Here is a 15,771-nt window from a genome sequence, read left to right on the forward strand (position 1 = left end):
CCCGGGCCCCGCGGGTCAGGACTCCTGGGAAGTCGCCGACGTGGTGGCCACGTCATGCTCGGGGACGGCCTGGCCGGAGCGGATCAGGTCGATCCGGCCCATGACCTTGGCGCGCAGGTCGGTCGGCACGTCGTCCTGTCCGCAGCACCGCTTGACCAGCTTCTTCACGGCCTCTTCCAGCCCGTACTTCTCCAGGCAGGGCGAGCACTCCTCGAAGTGGTGCTGGAACTTGTCCCGGTCGAGAGGAGGCATCTCGCTGTCGAGATACTCGTACAGGTGGTCGAGGACCTCACTGCAGTCCGTCTCGTGCGGATCTCCGCAGCTCATGAGCCCGAACCTTTCGCTTCGTTCGACTCTCCGGCGCCGGCCGGGACCAGTCCGCGCTCACGGGCGTAGTCCTCGAGCATGCCGCGCAGTTGACGGCGGCCCCGGTGCAGCCGGGACATCACCGTGCCGATGGGTGTCCCCATGATGTCCGCGATCTCCTTGTACGCAAAGCCCTCTACGTCCGCGAGATACACGGCGATCCGGAACTCCTCCGGAATGGCCTGAAGCGCTGCCTTCACGTCCGAGTCGGGCAGGTGGTCCAGCGCCTGCGACTCCGCGGAGCGCAGACCCGTGGACATGTGCGACTCGGCGCGCGCCAGCTGCCAGTCCTCGATCTCCTCGGCCGCACTGCGCTGGGGTTCGCGCTGCTTCTTGCGGTACGAGTTGATGAAGGTGTTGGTGAGGATCCGGTAGAGCCAGGCCTTGAGGTTGGTGCCCTCCCGGAACTGGTGGAAGGACGCGTACGCCTTGGCGTACGTCTCCTGCACCAGGTCCTCGGCGTCCGCCGGGTTGCGCGTCATGCGCAGGGCGGCCGAGTACATCTGGTCGAGGAACTCGAGCGCGTCCCGCTCGAAGCGCGCGCTGCGCTCCGCGGTGGACTCCACGCCCCTCTCCCCGCTCACGCCCTGGCCCTCGGGCAGCTCCGCCTGGCCGTTGTCGGTCCCTGCGTCGGTACCGGTGACCGGACCCACCTCCTCAAGATCGCGGGCAGAATCGAAACCGATCCCACTCGAATCGGAGGATAGACGACTACCCGTGCCTGCCGCCGCTCGAACAGGAGCGATCTTGGCCGCGTGCAGCACCGTCCAGTCGAGGGCGGTACGGCTCGGGCAGATGGTCGAACCCATGCAGAGGACTTCCTCTCCCACTGACGTCGGTGCCGGATGTTCAGCACTTCTGTCCGCCTCAACAGCGAGGCCGCCCTCCGCATTCCCCGCACACCACGCGCCGCCCGCAGCGCGCCGCACTCAGCACACGGCACTCGACGATCAGCACCCAGCGCTCAGCACTCAGCACTCAGCGCTCACTCAAGCGACCCGATCCACCGCACGACCGACTCGGTGACGGTCTCCAGCGCCCGTTCCTGCGTCACGGGGGCCCGTTTCGGCACCGCGAACCCGTGATCGCCGTACGGCACCTCCACGAGCTCGTACGGGCCCTCGGGGAACTCCTCCGGCCTGCCGAACGGGTCGTTGCCGCCCTGGACGACCAGGGTGGGCGCCCCCGCGCCGAGCAGCTCCCCGGCGCGGGACTTCTCCGGCTTCCCGGGCGGGTGCAGCGGAAAGCCGAGCGCGAGCACGGCGTGGGCGCCGAGCTCGGCGGCGGTGCGGCAGGCGACCCGGGCCCCCGCCGACCGTCCGCCGGAGATCACCGGCGCCCCGGACGCGCTGACGGCCGGCCAGATCCCGCGCCAGCCGACGTCGAGGGTCTTCGGAGCGGCCGCGACCTTCTTGCCGGCCACCCGCCAGGGCTGCTCGACCAGGGCCACGCTCACCCCGTGCCCGGGCAGCACGGCGGCGAGGGCCTGAAGGTCGCGGGCGTCGACGCCGCCGCCCGCCCCATGGCTGACGGCGAGGACGAAGGCCGGTCCGCCGGCGCGGTGCCAGGTGATGCGGGCGGTCCCCGCGTCGGTCTCCACGGTTTCGGTGATCACGTCAGAAGAGTGTGCCCTCCTCGGGCCCGTCCAGCTCCTTCAGCAGCTCCGCGCCGTTGTTGCGGACGTTGCTGACGGCCGTGGTGACCGGATAGGCGCGCATCAGCCCCTCCGTCGGCGGCTCGAGGAGCGGGCGCAGGCCTTCGACGTCGGTGCGCGTCGGGTCGAGCCAGGCGTCCCAGCGGTCGGGGGTGAGCATCAGGGGCATCCGGGGGTGGATGTCGGCGAGGGCGTACGGGCCGTCGGCGGGGGCCACGGCGAGCGGGGAGGTCTCCGCCTCGGTGGTGATCACCGAGCACGTCGTCCACCACGCCTGCGGGTGGTCGTCGGGCAGGGTCCGGTCCCGCCAGAACTCGTAGAGCCCTGCCATCGCGAAGACCGAGCCGTCGGCCGGGAGCACGAAGTAGGGCTGCTTGCGCGGCCGCTTCTTCTTCCCCTCGACCTCGAGATCCCGCTCCTGGCCGCCGGTCACCCACTCGTAGTAGCCGTCGGCGGGCAGGATGCAGCGCCGGGCGGCGAAGGCACGGCGGTACGACGGCTTCTCGTGCACCGTCTCCGCGCGCGCGTTGATCATCCGGGCGCCGCCCTCGGGGGTCTTCGCCCAGGACGGCACCAGCCCCCACTTCAGCCTGCGCAGCTGACGAACCGGGCGCTTGTCCGCTGCGTCCTTCACAGGACGGTCGAGAACGGCGTAGACCTCCTTGGTCGGCGCCACGTTGTAGTCGGGCTCCAGGCTCTCCTCGGGCTCCCACTTCTCGACTTCGAAGACTCCTGCGAGATCCTCGGGCCCACGACTGGCTGCATACCGTCCGCACATACGTGCCACACTGCCAGGCCGACCCGTCACCCGGCCACCACCACCCGGCGCCGGCGCCACGCGCCGGCCCGCGCATCACGAGAGGGAGCCACCCCCGACCATGGACAGCACCGCCGCCCTCGCGCTGCCCGACCTGTGGGACCGTCTCGTCGGCACCCAGACCGACCCCGACCTGTGGGTGGTGATCGCCACCGCGGTGGCGGCGCTCGCGGTCGTCGTGCCGCACCGCCTGTGGCGGCTCTCCCGCAACGCGATCACCATCGCCCACGAGGGCGGCCACGGCCTGGTCGCGCTGCTGACCGGCCGCCAACTGACCGGTATACGGCTGCACTCCGACACCAGCGGCCTCACCCTCAGCCGGGGCAAGCCGCACGGCCTCGGCATGATCCTCACCGCTGCCGCCGGCTACCCCGCTCCCCCGCTGCTCGGCCTCGGCGGCGCCGCCCTGCTGGGCGCCGGCCGCATCACCCTTCTGCTCTGGGTGGCGACGGCCCTGCTGCTGGCGATGCTGGTGATGATCCGCAACGCGTACGGCGCCCTCACGGTCGTCCTCACCGGCGGCGCCTTCCTGCTCGTGTCCTGGCTGGCGGGCCCCCAGGTCCAGGCGGCGTTCGCGTACGCGGTGGTGTGGTTCCTGCTGCTGGGCGGGGTCCGTCCGGCGTTCGAGCTGCAGGCGAAGCGGTCGCACGGCGGAGCCGGGGACTCCGACGCGGACCAGCTGTCGAGGCTGACCCACGTGCCGGCCGGCCTGTGGCTGTTCCTCTTCCACGCGGTCAGCCTGTGCGCGCTGCTGGGCGGCGGCAGGTGGCTGCTGGGGCTGTAGACGACGGCCCGCACCGGTCGCCTCCCGCACCAGTGGCGGACCGCTCACGAAGGCGTGACCGCCCGTCCGTGGCCCCGCCGCGGTGCGCGGCGCGGTGATCCGCGCGCCGCGGCGCGCGGCCGGTCATGGCGCGCTCGCGCCCGAACGACGGCCCCCCGAGTTCATTAGAGTGGAGTCCATGGCCCCGAACCCCGCCCACACCGCCCTCTGGCCCGCCCCCCACGCGAGCGAGGCCGTCGACGCGACGGTCCACGTGCCGGGGTCGAAGTCCGTCACCAACCGCGCGCTGGTGCTGGCCGCGCTGGCCTCCGAGCCCGGCTGGCTGCGCCGCCCGCTGCGCTCCCGCGACACCCTGCTGATGGCCGATGCCCTGCGGGCCATGGGCGTCGAGATCGAGGAGACGGTGTCGTCCAGCTCCACCGGCGGCGCGGGGAACCCCGACCGCGCGGGCGAGGCGTGGCGCGTGCTGCCCGACGGCCTGCGCGGCCCGGCCACGGTGGACGTGGGCAACGCGGGCACCGTGATGCGCTTCCTGCCGCCGCTCGCCGCCCTCGCCGACGGACCCGTTCGTTTCGACGGCGACCCGCGGTCCTACGAGCGTCCCCTGCACGGTGTCATCGACGCGCTGCGCGTCCTCGGCGCCCGTATCGACGACGACGGCCGCGGGGCGCTGCCGCTGACCGTGCACGGCAGCGGTGCGCTGGACGGCGGCCCGGTGGAGATCGACGCCTCCTCCTCGTCCCAGTTCGTGTCGGCCCTGCTGCTGTCGGGACCGCGCTTCAACCAGGGCGTGGAGGTCCGGCACACCGGCTCCTCGCTGCCCTCGATGCCGCACATCCGGATGACGGTCGACATGCTGCGCGCGGTCGGCGCGCAGGTGGACACCCCGGAGTCGGGCGGCGAGCCGAACGTCTGGCGGGTCACGCCGGGCGCGCTGCTGGGCCGCGACCTCACGATCGAGCCGGATCTGTCCAACGCCCAGCCGTTCCTCGCGGCGGCGCTGGTCACCGGCGGCCGGGTGCTGATCCCGGACTGGCCGGCCCGCACCACCCAACCGGGTGACCGGCTGCGCGAGATCTTCACCGAGATGGGCGGTTCCTGCGAACTGGCCGACTACGGCCTGGTCTTCACCGGCTCGGGCTCGATCCACGGCATCGACGTCGACCTGGGCGACGTCGGCGAGCTGACGCCGGGCATCGCGGCGGTCGCCGCCCTCGCGGACTCCCCGTCCACCCTGCGCGGCGTCGCCCATCTGCGGCTGCACGAGACGGACCGGCTGGCCGCGCTGACCAAGGAGATCAACGAACTGGGCGGGGACGTCACGGAGACCGCCGACGGTCTGCACATCCGTCCGCGCCGGCTGCACGGCGGGATCTTCCACACCTACGACGACCACCGCATGGCGACGGCCGGCGCGATCATCGGCCTGACCGTGGAGGGCGTGCAGATCGAGAACGTGGCGACGACCGCGAAGACCATGCCGGACTTCCCGGAACTGTGGACCGGGATGCTCGGGGCGTAGGGACTTCTGCCATGCGCCGCTACGGCAAGCACACCGACGAGGACGACATCCGCAGCCGCCCGAACCGCAAGGGCAACCGGCCTCGCACCCATATCCGGCCCAAGCACGAGGACTCCGTCGAGGGCATGGTCCTCACCGTCGACCGGGGCCGGCTGACCTGCCTGGTCGAGGACCGCATCGTGCTGGCGATGAAGGCCCGCGAGCTGGGCCGCAAGGCGGCGGTGGTGGGCGACCGGGTCGCCCTCGTCGGCGACCTGTCCGGCACGAAGGACACCCTGGCCCGCATCGTCCGCATCGGCGAGCGCACGTCGGTGCTCCGCCGCACCGCGGACGACGACGACCCGTACGAGCGCGTCGTCGTCGCCAACGCCGACCAGCTGGCCGTCGTCACCGCACTGGCGGACCCGGAGCCCCGCCCGCGTCTGATCGACCGCTGTCTCGTCGCGGCCTTCGACGGCGGCCTGACCCCCCTGCTGGTCATGACGAAGTCGGACCTGGCCTCACCGGACAAGCTGCTGGAGCTGTACGGCCACCTCGACATCCCGTACGTCGTCACCAGCCGGGACGAGCTGGAGAACGGCGCCGCCGCGGACGTGGTGCGCGAGCATCTGGCCGGGCGGATCACGGCGTTCGTCGGTCATTCGGGCGTCGGCAAGACGACGCTGGTCAACGCGCTGGTCCCGAAGGAGCAGCGGCGGGTGACCGGCCATGTGAACGCGGTGACCGGACGCGGCCGCCACACCACGACCTCGGCGCTGGCCCTGCCGCTGGCGGGCACGGACGACTGGGTGATCGACACTCCGGGCGTGCGGTCCTTCGGTCTGCACCACGTCGACCCGTCCCGGGTGATCCTCGCCTTCCCCGACCTGGTGCCCGGCACCGAGGGCTGCCCGCGCGCGTGCAGTCACGACGAGCCGGACTGCGCGCTGGACGCCTGGGTGGCCGACGGCCACGCCGACCCGGCGCGGCTGTACTCGCTGCGCCGGCTGCTCGCCACGCGCGAGCGCACGGAGGGCGACTGACCCCGTCGGTCACACGGAGGGCGACCGGGCCACCGGCCGGCCGTCGGCGCCCCCCGGCCTGATGCCCCGTCACACTCACCGGCTGACCACCGCGTTGTTTGCGTCGGCCCGGGGCCGGTAAGTGCATAATCGCACCGAGCCGGACCGGGTCGGTCAAACGGAGGGACAGCACATGGCGTGGCTGCTGGTCGTCGTGGCCGGACTGCTCGAGACCGGTTTCGCCGTCTGCCTCAAGCTGTCCCACGGGTTCACGAGGCTCTGGCCGACCATCGCCTTCTGCGCCTTCGCCCTGGGGAGCTTCGGCCTGCTGACCCTCTCGCTGAAGAAGCTGGACGTGGGCCCCGCCTACGCGGTGTGGACGGGCATCGGCGCGGCGGGCACCGCCATCTACGGCATGGTCTTCCTGGGCGACCTGGTGTCGACGCTGAAGCTCATCTCCATCAGCCTGGTGATCATAGGAGTGATCGGGCTGCAGCTGTCGGGGTCGGCGCACTAGCCGCCGCCGGGACGCCCCGGCGGCGGGCACGTCGAGGCCGGACACGGTCGCCGACGTCCCGGTTCCCGAACGGCTGGTTCCTGAACAGCTCGTCCCTGGCCGGCAGGTTCCTGGACGGCAGGTTCCTGGCCGGCAGATTCCTGGCCGGCAGATTCCTGGCCGCCGGCAGGTTCCTGGACGGCTAGTTCCTGGACGGTCGCTGCAGGGCGCCCCGCACCAGGTCGGCGACCCCGTCCTCGCCCGGTGGGGGCGCGGCGACGCAGGACAGCGCGAGGCGGACGGCGAGTTCGGAGCAGCGGGCGAGATCGGCCGCGTCGGCGCGGACGGCGCCGGGGCCGGAGAGCACGGCGACGGCCCGGTCACGGACGGCGCCCACGAGGTCGGCGGGCGAGGGCAGCGGGCCGTCCGCGCGGCGCTGGGCGGGCACGGCGGAGGAGGACGGCACCGCGGAGAGCGTCGGCGAGGGCAGCCGTTCGCTCCAGAACCCGGTGAGGACGGCCCGTACGAGGACGTTCTCGCGGGCGGCGGAGGCGGTCCACTCGGCGGTGGCGGCGAGCCTCTCGCGGATGTCGCCGTGCGCGGCGAGCGCGCGCTCGACCCCGGCGAGGTATCCGTCGGCCTCGCGCCTGACCAGGGCCCGGGCCAGGCCCTCCTTGCTGCCGAACTCGTTGTACAGCGTCTGCCGGGACACCCCGGCGGACGCCGCGACGTCCACCATCCGCACCGCGGCCCACGGCCGTAGCGCCAGCGCCTCGAAGGCGGCGTCCAGTAGGGATTCCCGCGCTGCAGGCATCGTCGCCTCCGTGGAGCGAGTGGCTCTGCGCCCAGGTTTGACGCGCACGGCCGCACTGTCAAGGGTGGCGGAGGTACCGGACGGCGATCGGGGGTCCTTCCCCGCTTTCCCGGGCCTTGCGCCGCCCGCCCCCTGTGGCCCCTGTTCGGCTTGGCCGGATACGGTTCGTCCCATGCCGGACTACCTGGACGACCTCCGCCTCGCGCACGTGCTCGCGGACGCCGCCGACGCCGCGACCATGGCCCGTTTCAAGGCCCTCGACCTCAAGGTCGAGACCAAACCGGACATGACCCCCGTGAGCGAGGCCGACAAGGCCGCGGAGGAGCTCATCCGGGGCCATCTCCAGCGCGCCCGCCCCCGGGACGCAGTCCTGGGCGAGGAGTACGGCGTCGAGGGCACCGGCCCCCGCCGCTGGGTGATCGATCCGATCGACGGCACGAAGAACTACGTCCGGGGCGTGCCCGTCTGGGCCACGCTGATCTCGCTGACGGAGGCGGCCGAGGGCGGCTACCAGCCCGTCGTGGGCCTCGTCTCCGCGCCGGCGCTGGGCCGCCGCTGGTGGGCCGCGAAGGGGCACGGCGCTTTCAGCGGTCGCAGCCTGTCCACCGCGAGCCGGCTGCACGTCTCGCGCGTCTCGCGGATCTCCGACGCCTCTTTCGCGTACTCCTCGCTGAGCGGCTGGGAGGACCGCGGGCTGCTGAACGGCTTCCTCGACCTGACCCGCGACGTGTGGCGCACGCGCGCGTACGGCGACTTCTGGCCGTACATGATGGTCGCCGAGGGCTCGGTCGACCTGTGCGCCGAACCCGAGCTCTCCCTCTGGGACATGGCGGCCAACGCGATCATCGTGACGGAGGCGGGCGGCGCCTTCACCGGCCTCGACGGCCGCCCGGGCCCGCACAGCGGCAACGCGGCAGCCTCGAACGGTCTCCTCCACGACGAGCTGCTGGGCTATCTCGAACAGCGCTACTGAGGCGCGTCCGAAACGCCCAGATGAGCGCGCGCGCCCTCAATCGGCCGCGCGCGCCCTCTTGTTGACCCCCGCTTTACCTGCCACGCTGACAGCACCCCCACTTGTGAACTTGTGAATCCATGAACGACCCGTGGATTCTTAGGAGGTGGCATCAGCCCATGCTCGTCCGCGACGCCATGAGCACGGTGGTCCTGACCATCGGCCCCGCACACACCCTCCGTCAGGCCGCCGCCCTGATGGCCGCCCGCCGCGTCGGCGCGGCGGTGGTCCTGGATCCCGACGCCGGCGGCATCGGCATCCTCACCGAGCGGGACATCCTCAACTCCGTGGGCCTCGGCCAGGATCCGGACACCGAGCGCACCCACGCGCACACCACCGACGACGTCGTCTTCGCCGCCCCGACCTGGACCCTGGAGGAGGCGGCCCGGGCGATGGCGCACGGCGGCTTCCGCCATCTGATCGTCCTCGACCACGGCGGACCGGCCGGCGTCGTCTCGGTCCGCGACATCATCCGCTGCTGGGCGCCGGCCCGACAGCAGGTGCCCGCCTGAGCACGGAGCGCGCCCGGCCGCACCAGAACCACAACCTGGAATCCGTCCAAGTCCATCAAGGATCTAAAGTCACACTGGTTCGTGACCTGGTCCGGTCGACTGTTAGGCTGGATCCATGAGCGACCTTCTGGAACGGCTGCGCGGGCGCGGATGGCGGATGACCGCACAGCGACGCGTCGTCGCCGAGGTGCTCGAGGGCGACCACGTCCATCTGACGGCCGACGAGGTGCACGCGAGAGCGGTGGTCAGGCTCCCCGAGATCTCCCGGGCGACCGTCTACAACACCCTCGGCGAGCTGGTCTCGCTCGGCGAGGTGCTCGAGGTCGCCACCGACAAGCGCGCCAAGCGTTACGACCCGAACGCCCACCGTCCGCACCACCACCTGGTGTGCGCCCGCTGCGGGGCCATCAAGGACGTCCATCCGGGCGGCAACCCGCTGGCCGACCTCCCCGACTCGGAGCGCTTCGGCTTCACCGTGTCGGACGTCGAGGTGACCTACCGCGGCATCTGCCCGAGCTGCGCCGCCGCCTGACCCGCGCTCGACCTGTGGCCCCGGCCTCCCGTGAGGGAGGCCGGGGCCACAGTCGCGACCGCCTGCGGTGACGCCGAACGCACCGAGGGCCGGAACCCTTTCGGATTCCGGCCCTCGGCCTTCAGTAGCGGGGACAGGATTTGAACCTGCGACCTCTGGGTTATGAGCCCAGCGAGCTACCGAGCTGCTCCACCCCGCGTCGGTGAACCCCACGTTACGTGACGGGCGACGAGGAAGGCAAATCCATACGACGGCCAGCTATATGCCGAGGTCAGCGCAGTCGACCGGCGGCGCCGCGGCCCGCCGGCCGGCACGGGCGGCGACGGGGGCGGCGCATCACGCCGACAGCTCCTCCCGCAGGGCGTCGCGCAGCCGGGCCGCCCGCTCCGCCACCTCCGCCGGGCCGAGGGACACCGCCCGGTCGGCCCACCGCTTCCCCTCCGCCAGCTCGCCGCGACGCGCGTAGACCAGGGCCAGCCGCAACGCCGCCCGCCCGTGACCGGCGTCGGCCGCACGCGTCCACCACACGGCCGCCTCGGGCTCGCTGCCCTCCCGCGCGAGCAGCAGGCCCAGGTTGAAGGCGCCGTTGCGCGAACCGGCCTCCGCGGCCGTCCGGTACCAGCGCGCGGCCTCGACCACGTCCCCGCGCGCGGCGGCCAGCATCCCGACGCGCACCTGCGCGCGCCGGTGCCCCTGGGTCGCGGCGCGCTCGTACCACTCCTCGCACTCGGTCTTCTCGTGCACGATCTCCCCGAGCTCGTGCGCGGGATGCGGCGGCCGTCGCGCGTCGAGCACGGCCGCCAGCCGGTACGCGGCCTCCGCGTTCCCGCCGCCGGCCGCGCACCGCAGATGCCGTTCGGCCTCCTGCTCGTCCCCGTCGCGCAGGCGCGCGATGGCGACCTGCAGCGCCGCCTCGGTGTGCCCGGCGGCCGCCGCCCGCTCGTACCAGCGCAGGGCGACCGCCTCCTCGCCGCGCCCGGCGAACAGGATCCCCAGGTTGAACGCGGCGTCGACGCTGCCCGCCTCCGCCGCCTTGGAGAACCACGGCTCGGCCCCGGCCGTGTCGCCGACCTGGAGCAGCAGGACGGCGAGCGCGTTCGCCGCCTCCCGGTGCCCGGCATAGGCGGCGCGCCGGTACCACTGCTCGGCCTGCGCGGTGCGGCCCTGCTCGGCGCAGAGCAGGGCGAGGTTGTAGGCGCCGTTGTCGTCCCCGGCGTCCATCGCGGCCCGGTACCAGCGTTCGGCGGTCTGGGTCTGCCCGCGCTCCGCATGCAGCGCGCCCAGCGCGTTCGCCGCGTTGCCGTCGCCGTCCTGGGCGGCCCGCAGCCACCAGACGGCGGCGTTCTCGGCGTCGCCGGCGTCGCGCAGCAGGAACCCGAGCGCGCACGCGGCCCGCGCCTCGCCGTCCTTGGCCGAGGTGAGGTACCAGCGCCCGGCCTCCTTCAGATCGCCCCGGCCCTCCAGGATCGTCCCGAGGTGCAGCGCGGCGCGGCGGTGTCCGCGCGCGGCGGCCTGCCGGTACCACTGCTCGGCCTCGGTCCGCCCGGCGACACCGTTGTCACGCCCGCGCTCCTCCGAGCCGCCTTCCTGGAGCGGGTTCCTGTGCTGGTCCAGGGCGCGGGCCAGCCGGTACGCCGCCTCCCGGTGGCCGCGCTCGGCGGCGACCCGCATCCACTGCTGCGCCCCGGCGTCCCCGCGGTGCTCCAGCAGGTCGGCGAGGGCGTACGCGCCCAGCGTGTGCCCCTGCTCGGCGGCCTGGCGCAGCCAGTACTCGGCGGCCGGCTCGTCCCCGCACTCGCGGCGGTGGCGGCCCAGCGCGTGCGCGGCCGCGGCGGAGCCGGCCACCGCGGCGACCCGCCACCAGCCCGCGGCCTCGTCGGGGTAGCCGCGCTGGTGGAGCAGCACGCCCAGGTTGTTCGCGGCGGCGCGGTCGCCCTCCGCGGTGGCGGCGCGCAGGTGGGGCTCGGCGCCGTCCAGGTCGCCGCGGCGCAGCAGCATGGCCCCGAGGACGCTCATGGCCTCGGCGTCGCCGGCTTCCGCCGCGAGCCGCAGGCGCATCTCCTCGACGGCCTCCCCCGTGTCGACGGCGTCGGCCGTCTCGTCCCGGCTCTCGTCCGGGGTCGCTTCCTCGTCGGAAGGCTGCACAAACCGCCCTGTCTCGAACAGAGTTGCCTTGTCCCCCATAACGTCCATCGTCGCACCACCCGCAACCCGGGTACACCTGGTATACCGCGGCCCGTAAGGTCACTTCAGCGTTTTGTCGACTTGCCCACAGAGAGACAAGTCAAACACAGATCGCTCAACTCCCCACAGCGGCGCGGCCATCGGTTTCTCCGGCACATGCGTTCGCACACCACGAAGGCCCGGATCCGTTTCCGGATCCGGGCCTTCGTCTTCAGTAGCGGGGACAGGATTTGAACCTGCGACCTCTGGGTTATGAGCCCAGCGAGCTACCGAGCTGCTCCACCCCGCGTCGTGTTCCACAACCGTACCACGACGCGGGGTGAGCATGATCAGCCGCTGCTGGGGCTCGGACGGGGACTGGGCTTGCCGCCGGAACCGCCGCTCGCGCCACCGCTCGGACTCGCCGAACCGCTCGGGCTCGCCGAACCGGTGGGACTCGGGCTGCTGCTCGGCTTGGCGCCCTTGTCGGCCGCCGACTGCGCCTCCTCGGCCCGCTTCAGCGCGTCCTCGAGGTCCTTCTGCGCCTTGGCGTACGCGGCCCAGTCGGGCTTCTTCAGAGCCTCCTGGCCGGCGTCGAAGGCCTTCTGGGCGTCGGCCAGCGCCTCCCTGACGGTCGGGTTGCTCGACGTGGGCGGCGGGGTGGTGCCGCCTCCCTCGTCCGCCGGCGGCGGGGTCGTGCCCTCCGCGCCGAAGACCTTGTTGAGCGCCTCGTCCAGGGTGTCCTCGAAGGCGGTGTTGCCGCCGTAGGTCACCAACACCTTCTTCAGCAGCGGGTACTTGAGCCCGCCGCCGCGCACGTAGACGGGTTCCACATAGAGCAGTCCACCGTCGAGCGGCACCGTCAGCAGGTTGCCGTACTCGATGTCGGAGTCGCCGCCCTTCAGAAGCCTGATGGACTCGGCGATGTCCTGTTCGGAGTTGAACTGGCTCTGCACCTGTTTCGGCCCGTCGACGGTCGTGCTCGTCGGCAGTTTCAGGATTCTGATCTTGCCGTAGTCGGGAGTGCCCGCTTCGGAGTCGACCGCCATGAACGCGCTGAGGTTGTCCCGGCCGTTGGGCGTCAGCGTCGTCGTCAGCGAGAACGCCTGTGCCTTCTGGTCGGGCATCTTCATGCTCAGGTAGTACGGCGGCACCGCGTCACCCGACTTGTTGGACGGGTCGTCCGGCACCTGCCACACCTCGCTGCCGCTGAGGAACGTCGTGGCGTCCTTCACGTGGTAGCGGGTGAGCAGCTCGCGCTGGACCTTGAACAGGTCCTGCGGGTACCGCAGATGGGCCATCAGCGACTTGGAGATCGCCGACTTGGCCTTCACCGTGCCGGGGAACGCCTTCATCCAGGTCTTCAGGACCGGGTCCTCGGTGTCCCACTGGAAGAGCTTGACCTCGCCGGTGTACGCGTCGACGGTGGCCTTCACCGAGTTGCGGATGTAGTTGACCTGGTTCTGCTGTGCCACCACCGCGCGGTTGTCGTTGGTCGCGGTCAGCGAGTCGGCCGTCGTGTCGCCGAGGGTCGTGCGCGAGGCGTACGGGTAGCCGTTCGTCGTCGTGTACGCGTCGACGATCCACTGGATGCGGCCGTCGACCACGGCCGGATAGGCGTCGCCGTCGATGGTCAGCCAGGGGGCGACGGCCTCCACGCGCTCCTTGGGCGTGCGGTTGTACAGAATCCGCGAACCCTCGCCGATCGCTCCGGAGTAGAGGATCTGCGGCTCACCGAACGCCACCGCGTACGCGGCCCGGTTGACCGGGTTGGAGAGGTTGACCCCGCTCTTGCCCCGGTAGCTGGTGGTCTTCTCCCCCGCGTCGTCGGAGTAGTCGATCTCCTTCTGGGGACCGCCGACGATCGAGTAGGTGGTCGTCTTCTCGCCGTAGTAGACGCGCTGCTCGTACGTGCCGAGCTCGCCCTCGGACGGCAGGTTGGACTCGGTGAACAGGGGACGGCCCTCGGAGTCGGACGTGGTCCCGTTCGCCGCGACCACCCCGTAGCCGTGGGTGTAGCGGAAGTGGTTGTTGATCCAGTTCTGCTTGTCCACGCCCGCGAGGTTCAGCTCGCGCAGACCGATCACCGTGTCCTGGTCGGCGCCCTTCACGTTGTAGCGGTCCACGTCCAGGTTGGTCGGGAACGCGTAGTACTTACGCATCTGCTGGAGCTGCTGGAACGTCGGGGAGACGATGTTCGGGTCCAGGACGCGGATGCTCGCCGTCGCGTCGACGTCGTCGCGCAGCGTCGTCTTGTCCTTGGTGGTGCTCGTGCCCGAGTACTCGGTGACCTGCGTGCCGTCGATGCCGTACGCCTCACGTGTCGCCTTGAGGTTCTTCGCGACGTACGGGGCTTCCTTGGCCTGCTCGTTGGGCTGGACCTGGAACTTCTGGACGATCGCCGGGTACAGGCCGCCGATGAGGATCGCCGAGAGCACCATCAGGCCGAAGCCGATCACGGGCAGCTGCCAGGTGCGCCGCCACAGCGTGGCGAAGAACAGCAGGGCGCAGATGACGGCGATGCAGAACAGGATCGTCTTGGCCGGCAGATAGGCGTTGGCGTCGACGTACCGCAGGCCCGTCCAGTTGTCCGTGGCCTTGAAGTCGCTGGACTTCACCGCAAGGCCGTACCGGTCGAGCCAGTAGGCGACCGCCTTCAGCGCGACGAAGACGCCCAGCAGCACCGAAAGGTGCCCGGTGGCCGCGGCGGTGGCCCGCGCGCCGGGGCTGGTGACGCGCAGCCCGCCGTACAGGTAGTGGGTGAGCGCGGCGGCGATCAGGGAGAGGATCGTGGCGGCGAAGCCGAAGCCGAGCAGGAACCGGTACCAGGGCAGGTCGAAGGCGAAGAACGACACGTCGAGGTGGAACTGCGGGTCCTTCTGTCCGAAGGGCACGCCGTTGACCCACATCAGCCAGGTGCGCCACTGTCCGGCCGCCGAGGCGCCGGCGATCAGGCCGACCAGGGCGGTGATGCCGAGCAGCAGCCATGTCTTGTACGGCGCGATGCCCATGCGGTAGCGGTCGAGACTCTGTTGCTCCACCGACATCGCGCTCAGCGGCGGCCGCAGCCGATGGGCCAGCCAGATGTTGAAGCCGACCGCGAGGGCCATCAGCAGGCCGAAGACGAAGAACAGCCCGATCTTGGTCCAGAGCATGGTCGTGAACACGGACGAGTAGTTCACCGAGCGGTACCAGAGCCAGTCCGTCCAGAACCCGGCGAACATCGTGAACGCCATGCCGAGTACGGCTAGGACGCCCAGTGTCGTCAGCAGGGTCCGGACGCGCCGGGACGGGCGGCCCACTCTGATCCGCGGCCCCGTGGGGCCTCCGCCGCGGTCCGGCATCTGGAAAGCCAAGGTGCGCACCTCGAATGTCGCAGTTGATCCGTCAGGCCCGCGTGTTCGTGGACCGTTCGTGGCCCCCCGTGATCGCGGGCCCACACCTATGCAACTTACTCACCGTTTACTCGGTTCCCGATTCCGCCCAGGAACGAGAGAGGATTGTGACCATGTCCAACACTCCCATGGCGGCGAGCCCGCTCACCCGGGCCGTACTCGAGATCGACGAGTACGCCTCCGGCCTCGGCTGGGACCAGCCCGCCCGCCTTTTCGCCCTCGTAGACACCGCTCGGCTGCGAGCCCAGGAACCGTCGCTCGCGACCCAGCTCGGCCTTCAGGACGAGCCCGAGACCACCGGTCTCACCCCGATCGAGCAGGACGAAGTGCCAACGGACAAGCCGCTCGACGAGTTCCTCGCCACGATCGCCTGGCCGGACGCGGTGGTGGGCTGCGCCCTCACCGTCGAGCGCCTGATGCTGCCGCCGTCCGCCGAGTCCCAGGTACCGCAGGGCCTCAGCGACGCGAAGCTCGCGAAATGGGTGGCCGAGCACCCCGACCGCCACGAGGTCCGGATGACGGTCGGCGTACTGCGCGACGGCACCCGCGACTCGGCCCTGCGGCTGCGCGAGAAGGACGCCCCGACGGAGGTCCTCACGGGCGCCGGGCTCGTCCCGGGCCTCGCGGAGGCGCTGTCGGCGACGTTCGCGGAGTAGCGCGCCCGAGCACCGCCGCGCGAGCCCCGCGGCGGGGCGGCCCGGGG

General features: G+C 71.7%; 15 protein-coding genes and 2 tRNA genes. 8 read left to right on the plus strand and 9 right to left on the minus strand.

Going from position 1 to position 15,771, the window contains the following annotated elements:
- Window positions 1-15 precede the first annotated feature (15 nt).
- From rsrA to OHS82_RS15465, 4 genes are all read right to left on the minus strand, one after another.
- On the minus strand, window positions 16-327 hold the full coding sequence (gene rsrA, locus OHS82_RS15450; protein WP_057584284.1) for a mycothiol system anti-sigma-R factor: 312 nt from the start codon (window positions 325-327) through the stop codon (window positions 16-18).
- A complete protein-coding gene (gene sigR / locus OHS82_RS15455) occupies window positions 324-1,019 on the minus strand; it encodes an RNA polymerase sigma factor SigR (RefSeq protein WP_057584285.1) in 696 nt (231 codons plus the stop codon). The genes rsrA and sigR overlap by 4 nt, the downstream gene beginning before the upstream one ends.
- Window positions 1,020-1,351: 332 nt before the next feature.
- Window positions 1,352-1,978, minus strand: coding sequence for an alpha/beta hydrolase family protein (locus tag OHS82_RS15460; protein ID WP_057584737.1), 627 nt, complete (start codon window positions 1,976-1,978; stop codon window positions 1,352-1,354).
- A 4-nt stretch (window positions 1,979-1,982) separates the two neighbouring features.
- Complete coding sequence (locus OHS82_RS15465) at window positions 1,983-2,798, minus strand: SOS response-associated peptidase (RefSeq protein ID WP_328434030.1); 816 nt, start codon at window positions 2,796-2,798, stop codon at window positions 1,983-1,985.
- Window positions 2,799-2,898: 100 nt separating this feature from the next.
- Between OHS82_RS15465 and OHS82_RS15470 the strand changes: the two genes are divergently transcribed.
- The 4 genes from OHS82_RS15470 (at window position 2,899) to OHS82_RS15485 (ending at window position 6,661) form a co-directional block, all read left to right on the plus strand.
- Window positions 2,899-3,621 (plus strand): M50 family metallopeptidase, encoded by a 723-nt coding sequence (locus OHS82_RS15470; protein ID WP_057584287.1) that lies wholly within the window; start codon window positions 2,899-2,901, stop codon window positions 3,619-3,621.
- 178 nt (window positions 3,622-3,799) lie between these two features.
- A complete protein-coding gene (gene aroA, locus OHS82_RS15475) occupies window positions 3,800-5,143 on the plus strand; it encodes a 3-phosphoshikimate 1-carboxyvinyltransferase (protein ID WP_057584288.1) in 1,344 nt (447 codons plus the stop codon).
- An 11-nt stretch (window positions 5,144-5,154) separates the two neighbouring features.
- Window positions 5,155-6,165, plus strand: coding sequence for a ribosome small subunit-dependent GTPase A (gene rsgA, locus OHS82_RS15480; protein ID WP_057584289.1), 1,011 nt, complete (start codon window positions 5,155-5,157; stop codon window positions 6,163-6,165).
- Window positions 6,166-6,337: 172 nt separating this feature from the next.
- Window positions 6,338-6,661 carry a DMT family transporter gene (locus OHS82_RS15485; RefSeq protein WP_057584290.1) on the plus strand — a complete coding sequence of 108 codons (324 nt, stop codon included), beginning with the start codon at window positions 6,338-6,340 and terminating at the stop codon, window positions 6,659-6,661.
- Between the two features lie 181 nt (window positions 6,662-6,842).
- Here the strand turns inward: OHS82_RS15485 and OHS82_RS15490 are convergent, their stop codons facing one another.
- On the minus strand, window positions 6,843-7,454 hold the full coding sequence (locus OHS82_RS15490) for a TetR/AcrR family transcriptional regulator (RefSeq protein ID WP_057584291.1): 612 nt from the start codon (window positions 7,452-7,454) through the stop codon (window positions 6,843-6,845).
- A gap of 172 nt (window positions 7,455-7,626) precedes the next feature.
- Between OHS82_RS15490 and hisN the strand changes: the two genes are divergently transcribed.
- From hisN to OHS82_RS15505, 3 genes are all read left to right on the plus strand, one after another.
- The gene (hisN, locus tag OHS82_RS15495) at window positions 7,627-8,427 is read left to right on the plus strand and encodes a histidinol-phosphatase (protein ID WP_057584292.1); all 801 of its coding nucleotides are present in this window, start codon (window positions 7,627-7,629) and stop codon (window positions 8,425-8,427) included.
- A 158-nt stretch (window positions 8,428-8,585) separates the two neighbouring features.
- Complete coding sequence (locus OHS82_RS15500) at window positions 8,586-8,978, plus strand: CBS domain-containing protein (RefSeq protein ID WP_057584293.1); 393 nt, start codon at window positions 8,586-8,588, stop codon at window positions 8,976-8,978.
- Window positions 8,979-9,093: 115 nt separating this feature from the next.
- Window positions 9,094-9,510: a Fur family transcriptional regulator gene (locus OHS82_RS15505; RefSeq protein ID WP_057584294.1), complete on the plus strand. Its 417-nt coding sequence runs from the start codon at window positions 9,094-9,096 to the stop codon at window positions 9,508-9,510.
- 125 nt (window positions 9,511-9,635) lie between these two features.
- Here the strand turns inward: OHS82_RS15505 and OHS82_RS15510 are convergent.
- From OHS82_RS15510 to OHS82_RS15525, 4 genes are all read right to left on the minus strand, one after another.
- A tRNA-Met gene (locus OHS82_RS15510) sits at window positions 9,636-9,709 on the minus strand.
- A 137-nt stretch (window positions 9,710-9,846) separates the two neighbouring features.
- Window positions 9,847-11,703, minus strand: coding sequence for a tetratricopeptide repeat protein (locus OHS82_RS15515; RefSeq protein WP_199863984.1), 1,857 nt, complete (start codon window positions 11,701-11,703; stop codon window positions 9,847-9,849).
- 206 nt (window positions 11,704-11,909) lie between these two features.
- Window positions 11,910-11,983, minus strand: a tRNA-Met gene (locus tag OHS82_RS15520).
- A gap of 40 nt (window positions 11,984-12,023) precedes the next feature.
- Window positions 12,024-15,017, minus strand: coding sequence for a UPF0182 family membrane protein (locus OHS82_RS15525; protein WP_057584296.1), 2,994 nt, complete (start codon window positions 15,015-15,017; stop codon window positions 12,024-12,026).
- Window positions 15,018-15,181: 164 nt separating this feature from the next.
- On the opposite strand from OHS82_RS15525, the gene OHS82_RS15530 reads away from it, so the two are divergent.
- Window positions 15,182-15,724, plus strand: a complete 543-nt coding sequence (locus tag OHS82_RS15530; RefSeq protein ID WP_057584738.1) for a PPA1309 family protein — start codon at window positions 15,182-15,184, stop codon at window positions 15,722-15,724.
- The last annotated feature ends 47 nt before the right edge of the window (window positions 15,725-15,771 follow it).

Origin of the sequence: Streptomyces sp. NBC_00425, assembly GCF_036030735.1 — a bacterium.
Classification (GTDB): domain Bacteria; phylum Actinomycetota; class Actinomycetes; order Streptomycetales; family Streptomycetaceae; genus Streptomyces.